Annotated in this window: 10 protein-coding genes; 4 read left to right on the forward strand and 6 right to left on the reverse strand. The window is 40.8% G+C overall.

Features of this window, described 5'->3' with window-relative positions:
- Window positions 1-44: 44 nt before the first annotated feature.
- From KF872_01905 to KF872_01915, 3 genes are read left to right on the forward strand one after another with little or no spacing between them, the layout of a single operon-like run.
- Window positions 45-2,096: a BatA domain-containing protein gene (locus KF872_01905; protein MBX2902281.1), complete on the forward strand. Its 2,052-nt coding sequence runs from the start codon at window positions 45-47 to the stop codon at window positions 2,094-2,096.
- A 40-nt stretch (window positions 2,097-2,136) separates the two neighbouring features.
- Window positions 2,137-3,135 carry an MCE family protein gene (locus KF872_01910; protein ID MBX2902282.1) on the forward strand — a complete coding sequence of 333 codons (999 nt, stop codon included), beginning with the start codon at window positions 2,137-2,139 and terminating at the stop codon, window positions 3,133-3,135.
- 36 nt (window positions 3,136-3,171) lie between these two features.
- Complete coding sequence (locus KF872_01915; GenBank protein ID MBX2902283.1) at window positions 3,172-4,176, forward strand: SDR family NAD(P)-dependent oxidoreductase; 1,005 nt, start codon at window positions 3,172-3,174, stop codon at window positions 4,174-4,176.
- A 10-nt stretch (window positions 4,177-4,186) separates the two neighbouring features.
- Here the strand turns inward: KF872_01915 and KF872_01920 are convergent, their stop codons facing one another.
- Complete coding sequence (locus KF872_01920; GenBank protein MBX2902284.1) at window positions 4,187-5,248, reverse strand: flippase-like domain-containing protein; 1,062 nt, start codon at window positions 5,246-5,248, stop codon at window positions 4,187-4,189.
- An 80-nt stretch (window positions 5,249-5,328) separates the two neighbouring features.
- A complete protein-coding gene (locus KF872_01925) occupies window positions 5,329-7,149 on the reverse strand; it encodes a hypothetical protein (GenBank protein ID MBX2902285.1) in 1,821 nt (606 codons plus the stop codon).
- 193 nt (window positions 7,150-7,342) lie between these two features.
- Here KF872_01925 and KF872_01930 point away from each other — a divergent pair, with 193 nt between their 5' ends.
- The gene (locus KF872_01930; protein ID MBX2902286.1) at window positions 7,343-8,347 is read left to right on the forward strand and encodes an aminotransferase class I/II-fold pyridoxal phosphate-dependent enzyme; all 1,005 of its coding nucleotides are present in this window, start codon (window positions 7,343-7,345) and stop codon (window positions 8,345-8,347) included.
- Between the two features lie 31 nt (window positions 8,348-8,378).
- Here the strand turns inward: KF872_01930 and KF872_01935 are convergent, their stop codons facing one another.
- The 4 genes from KF872_01935 to mltG are packed head-to-tail and all read right to left on the reverse strand — an operon-like array spanning window position 8,379 to window position 13,339.
- Window positions 8,379-10,946: a TonB-dependent receptor plug domain-containing protein gene (locus KF872_01935; GenBank protein ID MBX2902287.1), complete on the reverse strand. Its 2,568-nt coding sequence runs from the start codon at window positions 10,944-10,946 to the stop codon at window positions 8,379-8,381.
- Between the two features lie 4 nt (window positions 10,947-10,950).
- Window positions 10,951-11,952: a ketoacyl-ACP synthase III gene (locus tag KF872_01940; protein ID MBX2902288.1), complete on the reverse strand. Its 1,002-nt coding sequence runs from the start codon at window positions 11,950-11,952 to the stop codon at window positions 10,951-10,953.
- Between the two features lie 6 nt (window positions 11,953-11,958).
- Window positions 11,959-12,237, reverse strand: a complete 279-nt coding sequence (locus KF872_01945) for a YHS domain-containing protein (GenBank protein MBX2902289.1) — start codon at window positions 12,235-12,237, stop codon at window positions 11,959-11,961.
- Between the two features lie 58 nt (window positions 12,238-12,295).
- A complete protein-coding gene (gene mltG, locus KF872_01950) occupies window positions 12,296-13,339 on the reverse strand; it encodes an endolytic transglycosylase MltG (protein ID MBX2902290.1) in 1,044 nt (347 codons plus the stop codon).
- Between the last annotated feature and the right edge of the window lie 21 nt (window positions 13,340-13,360).

Genomic DNA, 13,360 nt, shown 5'->3' on the forward strand with positions numbered 1-13,360 from the left:
CGGTAAGTACGGAAGCCGCTAATGCGGCTTCCATTTTTTAAAATATGCAACTGCTGTATCCTTCGTTCTTATGGGCATTTTTGTTGCTGGCAATTCCGGTCATCATCCATCTTTTTCGTTTTAGAAGGTATAAGACTATTTTTTTTAGTAATGTGCGATTTTTAAAAGCAGTACAGCAAGAAAGCACCTCGCGTAATAGGCTGAAACACTTGTTGGTATTAGCGTGCAGGTTATTGGCGTGGAGCGCACTCATTATGGCATTTGCCCAGCCTTTTATAGCTGCAAGCAAGGCGCAATCTGCTTCCGGCAAAAACTATATCAGCATTTTTATAGACAATTCTTTTTCTATGAACCGCCTGAGTGAAAATTTTACGCTGCTCGATAAGGCTAAGCAGTTGGCGGTAGAAATTGCTAAGAATTTTGATGAGCAAGACCGCTTTCAATTGCTTACCAATAATTTCAGCGGGAGCGAAAATCGTTTATTGAGTAAAGATGAATTATTGGCAGCCATAGATGAGGTTTCATTTTCATCTTCATCTAAAAGTATAGATGCCATTGCTAAGCGCCAAAGTGAAGTGTTGGCATTAGAGGGTGGCAGTAAAAAAACAGCGTTTTTAATTTCCGATTTTCAGCAAAGCATGCTTGGTAATGGTGCTTTTCAAGATTCAATGTTTACGTTGAATTTGGTTCCGTTAGAAGCTCCGACATCGTCTAATATAGCCATAGACACCTGCTTTTTTACAGAGCCATTTCAAATGGTAGGAAAAAATATTGCACTTGCCGTAAAGGTGAGAAATTATGGCACAGAGAATGCTGAAAATATCGCACTCTCACTTATGTTGAATGGGCAGTTAAAATCTACGATAACATTAAATATTGAGGCTGGAAGTTCGGTGATAGATACAGTTAGTTTTGCGGCCGAAAAAGAAGGCTGGAATGAAGTTCAGTTGTCGATAGGCGAAGATGCAGTAGCGTTTGATAATACTTTTTATTTGAGTTTTAATGCCGTGGCAACATGGCGTGTATTAAGCCTGAGCGAATATGAAAGCAATAAGTACATACATGCTGTTTTTGGAAAGAGCCATCAGTTTGTTTTAGAAGAAGCACTTGTGGGCAAGCCCATTACTAACATGGAGCAATTTGCACTTGTAGCACTATGCAACGTAAAAGTTATTTCAACGGAGTTGGCTGCGCAGCTAAGCCATTATATTGCAGAAGGCGGAACTGTAGTGGTGTTTCCTCCATTTGATGCCGAGAAAGATAGTTACAACAAGTTTTTATTGAGCAATGGAGCATTACAAATAGATGGCGTTTCTGAAGCGCCAACCACTGCGGCAAACATCAATTTATTGCAGAATATATTTAGAGATGTGTTTGAAAAAACTCCGGAAAATATGCGCTATCCGGCAGTGAATAAGTATGTTGTTTTTAGCCGTGCTATTTCTACCACCCGTGAAGATATTCTTAAAACCAAAGAGGGCGATTTGTTGGTAGCTCGCTTTACAAATGGCAATGGGAACCTGTATGTAAGCGCAGTAGCTGCCGATGCGCAGGCAAGCGAGTTGCCAGTAAGTGCAATTTTTGCACCTATGCTTTTTAAAATGGCAGTATTAGGAAATGTAAATACTTCTTGGGTGTTTACTATTGGAAATCGCACTGCATGTAGCATTGGAGCAGTAGCCGGAAAAGAAAACGTGTTTAAACTGAAAGGGGAAAACACAGAAATTATTCCGCAGCAGTTTACGTCAAATAGTACTACGCTTGTTTCGCCCGGAGATGAAATTAAAACCGGAGGGTTCTATAAATTGCTGCAAGCAGGAAATGATAGCGCGCTTGCAATTTTAGCCGCTAATTACAATAGGGCAGAAAGCAATATGCAGTTTTCAACCACAGCCGACTTAAAGAAAACATATGAATATGCAACCAATGTAAACATTCTTTCAGGTGCTTTTACCGCTTCGGGGAAAAAGCTGGCAGATGCAGTACATGCAAAGCCACTATGGCGCTATTTTTTATTGGCAGCATTGTTCTTTTTGTTAATAGAAACCTTGCTTTTGCGCTTTTGGAAAACAGAACAATTTGCTAAAGCCACCTAAACCTTTATTTTTGATTTAATTCGATTTAATAAAACTGCCCGTGAATAACGCAACCAAAGTCGGCATCTTCAGTGTAATCACCGTTGTCATTTTCATTTTAGGATTTTACTTTTTAAAAGGCGAAAACTTGTTTATTGCCAAGAATAAATACTATGCTGTTTACGATAAAGTAGATGGATTGTATAAATCAAATCAAGTGGTAGTGAATGGCTACAAGATAGGTTTGGTTTCGGATATGAAGTACAATCCTTCTAACGGAAAAATTACAGTTGAGTTTACGGTAGATGACGATATTCCACTCCCTGCGGATTCGCGTGCCGTCATTCTTTCAACCGATTTTTTGGGCGGAAAAGTATTGGATATTGAGCTTGGGAAATCACCCAAAATATTGGATAATCTCGACACGGTTCAATCTGCATATCAAAGCGATTTACTAGGAGGAATTTCTGAAAAACTGAATCCCGTAATGGCAAAAGTAGGCGGTGTATTGGGTGAAATGGAAATTACACTGCGCGAGATAAATTCTATGTTTAAATCTGGTGAGGATGCCAGTATTCGTGATGCTGTAGCAAATTTGAATAAATCGTTGGCGCACATCGAAAAAATTACCAAAGAGTTTGAAGTGTTGGCCGCCAATGGAAGTATTCAAAATTCACTTAAAAATATTGAAGGTATTACCGGAAATCTGCAAAAAAGCAATACCGATATTTCTCGACTACTTAAAAATGTTGCCGAGATAAGCGATTCGGTTGCCGCAGCAGATTTAAAAGGAACTATTTTAAATGCCCGCAACGCCATTGCTGAATTGCAAGGCATTGTTGGCGATATAAACAACGGCAAAGGAACCGTTGGTAAACTTATTAAAGACGATAAGTTATATGCCGATTTGGATTCTACCGTAAAGAGTTTAGATGTATTGCTAAAGGATGTAAAAGCCAATCCGTATCGCTATGTTAATGTATCGCTCTTTGGCGGCAAAAAACGCGATGATGCTTATTTAAAGAAGCAAGAAAAAAAGGCCGCTAAAGCCAAAAAATAAGTAGTCTATTTCCTAAAACCGTGTAGGTTTACAGTTATGATTTTTATTACGGGAGCCACCGGTTTATTGGGTTCACAATTGGTTCGTAATTTAGTTGGTAGAGGAGAGCAAGTAATAGCACTCAGGCGCAGCACTTCCAGTATGGCGCTATTAGGCGATGCGGCTGCAAAAGTGCACTGGGTAGATGGCGATTTAAATGATATAGATGCACTAGATACTGCTATGAAGCAAGCCGATAGAGTGTTTCATTGTGCAGCGCTCATTTCATTTTCTAAGAAAGATAGAACCGCACTCTATAAAACAAATGTAGAAGGCACAGCCAACGTTATGAATGCAGCCTTAACCAATGGCGTGAAAAAGGTAGTACACGTAAGTTCTGTAGCTGCGTTTGGATTTCATACACCGGAAAAAACAATTACAGAAAAATCTGATTATAGCGAAAGCGAAGGTGTGGCACATTATTTTAGAAGCAAACATTTTGGCGAGCGCGAAGCATGGCGGGCACAGGCCGAAGGACTGAATGTGGTAGTGGCAAATCCATCCACTATTTTGGGTGGTGGATGGTGGCACATGGAGCCAAACAGTATCTTTCTTCAACTCAAAAAAGGTTTGCCGTTTTATTCGGCTGGCTCAAATGGATTTGTAGATGTGCGCGATGCTGCCAAAGCATTGGAAATTTTAATGGATGAAGCTGCTAACGGAACTCAATACATTATTAGTGCCGAAAATCTTTCGTTTAAAACATTGATGGAAAAAGTTGCTGAAGCAATGCAGGTAACACCACCTCCTTTCTGCTTGGGTTCGGTAATAGCCAATGCAGTTATATTGTTTTCAGGAATTGCTTCGGTAGTTTTTAATAAAAAACCGCTGCTTACGGCAGAGAAATATTTGATAGCCTCCACTAACTTTAAGTATAGCAATGCACGGTTTACAGAGGCGTTTTCATTTCGCTTCAGACCAATTGAAGACACCATTAAAGATACGGCAACCGCCTTTAATACCAGTACGCAGCAGGGTTTACGTTTTGCCGTGTTGGCATAATTGGTTTAAGTTAGTTGTTTACCCGTTTCAACCATTTGGGCAACACTAATATGCCTGCAATAATATAGTTGTAGTAGCTGAATAAGCGCCAAACAGTGGCAATGGCGGCAGAAAGTCCACCGGGCATAAACTCGCAATTGAGAGCAATAAAACTAAGCTCTGCCAAGCCGCTGGCTCCGGGTGTAGAGGGAATGAGCAAGAAAGTCCATAACACATATTGGCGTGCAAAAATTGCCCAGTGATTTAACTCAGTTTGGCTAAATGCCATGAATAGCGCATTGGCTAATGCATAGCGGCTTAGCCAAGTAATTAGGGTGGCTGCCGAAATTTTTATCCAAAAGGTAAGGCTCGATGTTTTAAAAGTATGTGCGGTAATTACCAAATCATCGGCAAGTGTGCGCAGGCTTTTTTCAAAGCGGTTTAAGAATTGTATGCGGCTAATTTTGTAGATAAATTTTTGTGCTGTGGCGGGGCTGAGCAATAGGCCTATAATTAGAAATGAAGTAATGGCAATTTGCCCAATATATACTAACCATGCGCCTTTTGAGAGAGACCGAAGTCCTTGTAAAATAGGATGTCCTTCGAGGTCGGGGCAGAGCGCATCTACATTAAACATGGCACTGCCATGTAAGAAAAACAGTATTGTAAAAACAAGTACAAAGGCAATGTTATCAAGAATAGTTGCCAGTAAAATGGTGCCTATGGTTTGGCCGTAACTAATACCTTCTTTGCGCAAGATAAATAATGCCAATGCAATGCCGCCAACCGCACCCGGAGTAACTGCACTCCCAAATTCCCATAGTAGTATTACTTGTAAACTTACCCACCAATTCATTTTGTTGCCGGTGATAGTTTTTATACGATACATATACGCCAAGTCGCGCAGCGAAACGGTAAGCAATGCAAAGAATAATCCAACCAATAACTGCTGAGAAAGCGTAATGCTTTTTAAGGTGGAAAGTTGTAAGTTGCCTGCAATTAAATAGATAGAAACACCAACACTCAGCAGCACGGGAATCCAAATATTTTTGAGGTTTAGCGGAAGTTTTTCTGAGCTGCTTTCTTCGTTCATGTACACAGTAAAAATAAGGAAAGATTACTTTTTGTTGCAGCAATTTGCATAGAAGCAATATGGTGCAATGTGAGCGCTATTTAGTATTCCGGTTCTAAAGATTTATACTCAAATAAATTCTCTTGGTAAATTCCTTTCAGCATCTCTGGTGTGAGCATTGCAGCGTAAGGTTTTTGTGTGGTTTGCAGTAGGTGTGGGTAAAACACTATCGAAAAGTCGAAATAGCCAATACCAAACGATAAGTTGCGCAATCGCAGCGAAGCTCCAATACCTTGTATAGCTTTTATTTGGTGCGGTTGTTCGTTTTGCAGCCATCCCAAATCTGCAAACACCGCTACAGAACCTGTAAAGCCTAATACTTTAAAGTTGCCGTATAGCACAGATTCTAGGGTGAGGCTATAAATTTTAGAAGCAGAAAACTGGCTGGTAAATACTCCGCGCATACCGTTGTTATCATTTAGTATCAGCAGGCGATCTTTAGGACGGTCGTAGCCTATGTTTGCTCTAAAATGCAAAAATTGGCGGAAGAAAATTTTCTTGCCGAAATGCACTTTGTTAGTAAACATACGGAACTGATAGCGGAAGAGTTTTTGTTGAAATTCATTACCATTAAAATAGCTGCCAATGCTAACTCCTGTAGTGAAGTAGAATAGTTTTGGAATGGCTGCCGCATAGCTTGCTCTAAAGTTGTGGTAAAAGCGTGCGCCATATTTTTCATCGTAGTCGGTGCCAAATGTGAGCGAAAAGTTTAAGCCCAACGGAAAGTATTCTGAGCCGCCATTAAGAAACACTTCTCTATCTTGAAAATAATTCCATGTGGCATAACCTATGCTGCCTAAAACATAATGCCTGTTTAAGAACCGAATAGAACCATCGTTGCTAATGGAGAATGGGCGTTGGGTATAGTTTTGCCTGTAGTAACGCGCTGCAAAAACAATTTTCCGAATATCGCCCTTTTTATCTTGTGCTGCTAAAGGCAATGCGTATGCAGCCCAAATATCTTGGAAGTTATAGAAGGTTCTTCCCGGAATTGCATCGGCAAGCAAGTTGGGAACCACAGCTTCGTTGCGATACAAGCCGGTGAAAAAGTGGGCTGCCCAGCGCGATTCGGAGCTGTAGAAGTTGCGGCTAACCTCTACCTTGGCTCCTTTTTCTAAAAGCTGGTAAATATATTCTCCATACACGTTTATTCTGCTTCTTCTAATGTTTATGTATTCATATTCTCCATAAATGGAATAGGGATTATCTTTTCTGTAATTGGCTGCTACTTGTTGTGTAAGGCGCTGCGGGAAGCCGCCAATATTTTTGAATTCTATACCTAGTACTGCTTGGTCAAATCGAGCGCTGGTGCTTACACTCCAACTCCAGCGCTGCTGTACGGTAACTTTTACAATTACTTTGGAAGTGTCTTCGGAGGGTAGCACCAGTATTCTTAAATCCTTGTAAATGCCATCGTGCCACATGTTTTTTTCGGTGTCGGTAAACTTTTGAGCAATGAGTTTTTCGCCTTCGTTAAAAAGTAAATCGTTGCGAACTATTCTTTCTTTAGTGTTGAACTGAATACGGTTGGCAAACTTTTGGAACTTGGTAAATTGTGTGGTGGTGGGCTTTTCAATACTTACTCCAAATGGTGGTAAAATATCTACATCAATTCTTTCAATTTCTTTGCCCTCATATGATTTGTAGGCTTCTATGCCACTAAAAGTTCGGTCGAAAGTTCGGTCGCTGTAGTTGAGTAGCGAAATAATGTGCAGCGTTTTGTTCAAGATTTTTTCTGCTTTTTGCTTGGCAGTTTTTTTGTGTGTTGTGGTATCTTTTTTAGCAATATTCTCTTGTGCACATAAGTTGCTGCTTATGAGTAAAACAATAGGAACAACAAGCGGTAGAATGCAACTGCGCACTTTTTACTTTACGATATAAATGCTGAACTGTTGCTGCAACAATTCAGCAAATTTTATCACAAAAATTGTTTGGATTTTGTTTTAAAAACGGGGTGAATTTTAAAACATAAAATGAACATAACTAAAAATTGACTTGCTAGGAAAGGAAATTAGAAATGGGATTTCAATAAATTATTTTTTCATTTAGTGTATGATAATAGACTTGCGAAGCGATACCTTAACCAAACCTACGCCCGGAATGTTGGAAGCTATGTTTGCAGCGGATGCGGGAGATGATGTGTTTGGTGAAAATCTTACCGTGCAGCAATTGGAGCAAAAAACGGCAGCCTTGTTTGGAATGGAAGCTGCTTTGTTTTTTCCTTCGGGCACTATGGCAAACCAAGCTGCAATAAAGGCGCATACACAACCTTTAGATGAAGTAATTTGCGATAAGCTTTCGCATATCTATAATTACGAAACAGGTGCGTGGGCAATGCTTTCGGGTGTGAGCGTGCGGCTTGCAAACGGAGTAAACGGTGTTATGCAGCCACAGGAAGTGGAAGCACTTGTTTTGCCCGATTTCGATTGGCATCCCAATACGCGTTTGGTGTGTGTAGAGAATACAGTAAATAAAGGTGGTGGCGCAGTTTATCCAATAGAAACACTTAGTGCCATTGGCAGCGTGTGCCGCCAGCATAGTTTACAATATCATTGCGATGGGGCACGTATTTTTAATGCACTTACCACACTTAGGCAAGATACTACTGCATTGCATGGAATATTCGATAGCATATCGGTTTGTATTTCAAAAGGGCTAGGAGCACCGGCAGGTTCATTGCTGGCAGGGAAAGGAGATTTTATTAAGCGCTGTAGAAAAATTCGCAAGGCATTGGGTGGAGGTATGCGGCAAAGTGGTTATTTGGCTGCAGCTTGTGTGTATGCCTTAGATAACCATGTGGCACGCTTGCACGAAGATCACCAACATGCGCAGTTAATTGCCAGGGCATTGCAGCAGTGCTCAAAAGTAAAATCGGTATTGCCCGCAGCATCGAATATTGTAATTTGCGAAGTGGAAGATTCTATACGATTTGCACAGCAGCTATTGGATTACAACATAAGAGTTCAGCCGTTTTCGCCTACTCATGTTCGGTTTGTTACACATTTAGATGTTTTGCCACCAGCGGTAGAAAAGGTATGCGAAGTACTTCGTAAAGTATAAACTGTTTTGTGCTAATGGCAGTAGCGTACTGCTAGAAATTAACCACAAGTTTGGCGTTTATTCTTCTGCTGGTGAGGTAGTTTGGTACGGCATATTGATTGTTAGAAACATCGCGTACCCAAATGTACGATACGGTGTTTGAAATGCCCAATACATTCCATACTTCAACCGAGAGCCAAACATTTTTCAGCCAAGAGCCAAAGGTGTTTTTCTTCTTTGCCCATTCATTGCTCCAGAGTTGTCCGCTAAAGCCGATGTCGAATCTTCTGTAAGGAGGAATGCGCAGTGCATTTCTATACCTGCTGCTACCCGGAGGGCTAAATGGCAAGCCAGTACCAATCAATAAATTCAAGTGTACTTTTATGAATTTGAATCTGGGAATATGGTCTTGAAAAAAGAGTGCAAAATTTACCAATTGGTCGGTAGGGCGAGGAATGGAGCCAACATCTACCATGGCAGAGTCTGTAATTTGATCGCGGTAAGTGCGTGAATTGGAAATCTCTCTTCCGGTACTGTCGTAATATGCCATGTATTGGTCGTTGGCAATGTTTTCGGCAGTTTTCATAAAACTTAAACTAATCCACGATTCATCGCCTTCGGCTAATTCTCCGTTTAAGCGGAGGTCTATTCCGGCAGCATAGCCTTTAGATGAATTTTGCCCTTGATAGCGAATAAGCACATTGTTGAAATCGTAAGGAACCAAGTCCCACAAGTACTTGTAGTAAACTTCGGTTACAAAGCTAAATGGCCGTTTCCATGCTTTAAAGGCATAGTTGAATCCGGCAACGGCATGTGCAGATTTTTGCGCACGTAGGTTGGTGTTTACAACGCCTTTTATATTGCGCATTTCGCGGTAGAAAGGCGGCTGGTAGTATAAGCCACCGGAAACATTGATGATGATATCTGCTTTTGTTTTGGGCTTTACAGAAAATTGAACGCGAGGCGAAATGGTGAGCCACTCTTTATTTAAATCCCAATAGGAATACCGCACTCCATAGTTTAAACTGTACTTTACAGAATCGCCAAAGCGCCATGTATCTTGAATAAATGCACTAAAGCGATTCGATTTTAAGGTGGTGGAGCCTTTAAGCATGTAGTTTAATCGAACATTTTCGCCATCGGTGGTAAATGGAAATGGCGGCAGTGAATAGCCAGCACTATCAAGCCTATCCCATTCGCTAATTTTATCTTGAATAAATTCGCGTTTGTAATCTACTCCCCATTGCAGGTTGTGGTTGTTTTTAAACCAACTGCCGCGGTGGGCTGCCACATAAACTTCGCTACGCAGTTCGTTGCGTGCCCAACTGTGTAATCCACCAACGCCTAAGCTGTATAAATTTTCGCCAAAACTTTCTTTACTAAAATCGGTTTCTACTTGGCTTAAATAGTATTCACCTAAAATGTCGAAGGCTTCTTTTTCGTTGTTGAGATAAGCAGAACCGAGTAGTTTTAAACGAAGATTTTCGTTGGGTTGGTAGTTTAGTGAAATACCATTCATGAAGGTTTGGTAGCGGTCTGCTTCTTGACCTTCGTAATATACGGTTAGGCGTTTTACATCAGTAATAAATCCAAAAGTGGTTTCGCGCGAAACGGGTTTAAAGTCGAAACTATTGCGCGAGTATTGGGTAATTATTTCGGTGCTCCATTTTTCGTTCCATTGAAAATTGAAAAAGCCCTGTACATCTAAAAAGTTGGGGCTGTATTGCCCTGAGGTTTCCAAGCTTTTTAAAATGTATTGGCTTAAACGTTGGCGCACACCCACAATGAAAGAGAAGCGTTGTTTTTTATCGAACACACCTTCTAAATGACCGCCAAAGCCTAGTAAACTAGCGCTGAATGAACCTCCAAGTTTTTTAGGACGCTTGTAGGTTACATCCATTACACTGCTCATTTTATCGCCATAGCGGGCTTGGAAGCCACCGGATGTGAAACGAATATTTTGCACCATGTTGGGGTTGGCAAAACTTAAGCCCTCTTGCTGTCCGCTGCGTATTAAGAATGGGCGATAGACTTCAAAATCGTTTACATATACTAAGTTTTCATCGAAGTTGCCACCGCGCACACTGTAAGCGCTGCTGAGTTCATTGTTTTTTTGCACACCAAGCGCTTGCGCTACCAAATAGGCTTCAATACTTTCGTTTACCGATGGTAATAGTTGTTGTTTTACATTGATGTCGGTAGTGCTTGTTTCTTGCCTTTTGCGTTGGTCTATAATTTCAACCGCTTTAATTTCTTTAACCTTGCTTTGTACATCGGCATTCAGCTGTAGTACTTCATCTTTTTTGGGTGTAATTTTTTGGCGAACGGTAAGTGTGTTGAGCGATGAGAATACGAGTGTAATAGTGTTGCCCGAAGGAACAGTCAACTCGTATTCGCCTTTGTCGTTGGAGTTGGTATAGAATCGTTGGTTTTCTTCAACCACAATGCTCACAATGGCTCCTTTGCCATCGGGAGTGGTTACTACGCCTTTTACGGTGGCGGTTTCCTGTGCAGTGGCAATAGCAGTAAAAAATAGAAAGGAGAGAAAATAAAAACTCCGGCTTACAAACATTGGCAAAGGAAACGAAAAGAGAATTGTTTTAGTGTTTCTTTCTGTCATTCAATTACCACCGTATTAAAGCACTGCCCCACATAAATCCACTGCCGAAGGCTGCTAATGCTATCAGATTGCCTTCTTTTACTTTACCATCTTGCCAAGCCTCGGTAAGTGCAATTGGAATAGATGCTGCGGTGGTGTTGCCGTATTTGTGAATATTGCTGATTACTTTTTCTGCAGGCATGTTCATTTCTTTGCGCACATATTCTGTAATGCGGGCATTGGCCTGGTGCGGAATAAATAAATCTAGATCGTTTTCTGTAAGTTGGTTGTGGGTTAAGGCTTCGCGAATTACTTCGGGGAAATATTTTACTGCATATTGAAATACCAATTTCCCATTCATGTAAGGAAGTAAAGTGCCCGCTTGCTGTGCATCGGCAGAAAGTCCTCTATCTGCCAAACTAGAACTTGGTAGCTTGCAGCATAGTTCTTCTGCAAAATTACCATCGCTGTGCAAGTGCGTAGAAAGGATGCCTTTCCCTTTTTCTTGATGGGCTTCTACTACGCAAACTCCGGCACCATCGCCAAAAATTACACTCATGGTTCTGCCGCGGTCGCTTATTTCCATTACGTTGCTTTGAATTTCGCTGCCTGCTACTAAAACGGTTTTAAACATTCCCGATTTTATGTATTGGTCGGCAACAGAAAGTGCATAAATAAAGCCACCGCATTGCGAACGAATATCGAAGCATGGAATACGCGATAGCCCTAATTCGCGCTGTAACAGCACTCCGGAACCGGGGAAATAATAATCTGGAGTAAGGGTTGCAAAAACAATAGCATCCACATCTTGAGGTGTTTTTCCTGCACGCTCTAATGCTATCTTTGCAGCGCGGGCTGCCATGTTGGAAACGCTATCTTTTCCTGCTGTAAAAAATCTTCTTTCCTGAATGCCTGTGCGCTCAATTATCCATTCGTTGGTGGTGTCCATCAACGCTGCCAAATCGTTATTGGTAACTATGGTTTCGGGCACATAAAAGCCTAACCCGGTAATTTTACTGAAAGGCATATTGCTTTAGTTTTGTGTAAGGTATTGTTCCGGATTTTTTGCGAACTCTACTTTGCATTCGTGTGCACAGAATCCATATATTTTACCATTGTATAAAGTGGTATCGGCAACAAATTCGTCTTTCTCCAAATCCATTCCGCAAACATAATCGTGAGGTGTAGAAAGCATGGCTACTGTTAATTGCGGTTTGCTGTTGGTTTCCTCTTCGGCAACTTGGGTGGCGGTGTTGTTGTTGCAGGCACTCAGTAAAAATATAGCTGAGGCGGTGCTTAATAAATACTTCATAATACTTTTTATTGAAAGGCTAATGTAAGCTAAAAGTGCTTGTGTAGGTAATGCAATGCTATTTGTGGATATTCATGGCATTTAATTTCTTTCTGTATTGTGCGGCTACTTTCATTTGTTCTTCGTAGGTTTTACTGAAAATAGAATAGCCGCTCATGTCGGGGTTGGCACAAAAATATAAGTACTGGTGCTGCTCTGCATTTAATACGGCATCTATGCTGTTTTGACGCGGCATACAAATAGGTCCCGGAGGCAATCCGGTATTTTTGTAAGTGTTGTATGGGCTGTCGAAATCCTTATGATAATTCAATACCCTGCGGGCATTAAAATCGCGTAGTGCAAATACTAAAGTTGGGTCGGCTTGCAAGGGCATTCCAATTTTTAGGCGATTGAGGTAAACGCCTGCAATGGTGGGCATTTCTTTGTGGAAAATAGCTTCCTTTTCAACGATAGATGCAAGGGTAACTATTTCTTTTTCACTCATGTTTAATGCCTTTGCTTTTTGTAGTCTGTCTTGATTCCAAAATGCTTGATGGGCGGCATCCATTTTTTTCCAGAATTTCTCCAGAGGTGTATTCCACCATAGTTCGTAATTATCTACAATAAAGTGCGATAAGATATTGGCTGTATCTAATTGAAAAGTTTTGCAGAAGGAATCGGAGTTGAGTGTTTCCAGTACTTTCATAGAGTCGGCTTCGATGGTTCTGCCTACTAATCCGCTAAATTCTTCTTTGGTTCTTATGTTGTATATAACCAGTTTTACGGGTTCTTGTAGTCCTCCTCGAAAGAGGTTCACAATTTGGCGATTGTTCATGCCGGGTGCAATTACATAATGCCCCGATTTAATTTTGTAAGGAAGTTCTTTTAGTTGTGCTATAATTTCAAAACTCCATACATCTTTCAATACTTCTTTTTCTTGTAACTGCGTTAGCAAAAAAGTATAAGTAGAATCGGTTGGGATATAAATGTGGGTGCGTTTTTTTACTGCAATATTGGGCTTGGCCAAAACAACATAAGCAACATACAAGCTGCCAAGGATTGCAACAATAAGTGCAATTGAAATAAAATATAGTAGGAAGGATGTACCTTTTTTCTTTGCCATAAAAGCGAACAATTATATGCA

It is taken from the genome of Chitinophagales bacterium (assembly GCA_019638515.1).
In the GTDB taxonomy this organism is placed as follows: domain Bacteria; phylum Bacteroidota; class Bacteroidia; order Chitinophagales; family LD1; genus UBA7692.

What these genes read in the sequence shown, in the direction of transcription:
- KF872_01905 (MBX2902281.1), top strand. Translation starts at nt 45, where the DNA reads ATGCAACTGCTGTATCCTTCGTTCTTATGGGCATTTTTGTTGCTGGCA.
- KF872_01940 (MBX2902288.1), bottom strand. Translation starts at nt 11,952, where the DNA reads ATGCCTTTCAGTAAAATTACCGGGTTAGGCTTTTATGTGCCCGAAACC.
- mltG (MBX2902290.1), bottom strand. Translation starts at nt 13,339, where the DNA reads ATGGCAAAGAAAAAAGGTACATCCTTCCTACTATATTTTATTTCAATT.
- KF872_01945 (MBX2902289.1), bottom strand. Translation starts at nt 12,237, where the DNA reads ATGAAGTATTTATTAAGCACCGCCTCAGCTATATTTTTACTGAGTGCC.
- KF872_01915 (MBX2902283.1), top strand. Translation starts at nt 3,172, where the DNA reads ATGATTTTTATTACGGGAGCCACCGGTTTATTGGGTTCACAATTGGTT.
- KF872_01935 (MBX2902287.1), bottom strand. Translation starts at nt 10,946, where the DNA reads ATGACAGAAAGAAACACTAAAACAATTCTCTTTTCGTTTCCTTTGCCA.
- KF872_01920 (MBX2902284.1), bottom strand. Translation starts at nt 5,248, where the DNA reads ATGAACGAAGAAAGCAGCTCAGAAAAACTTCCGCTAAACCTCAAAAAT.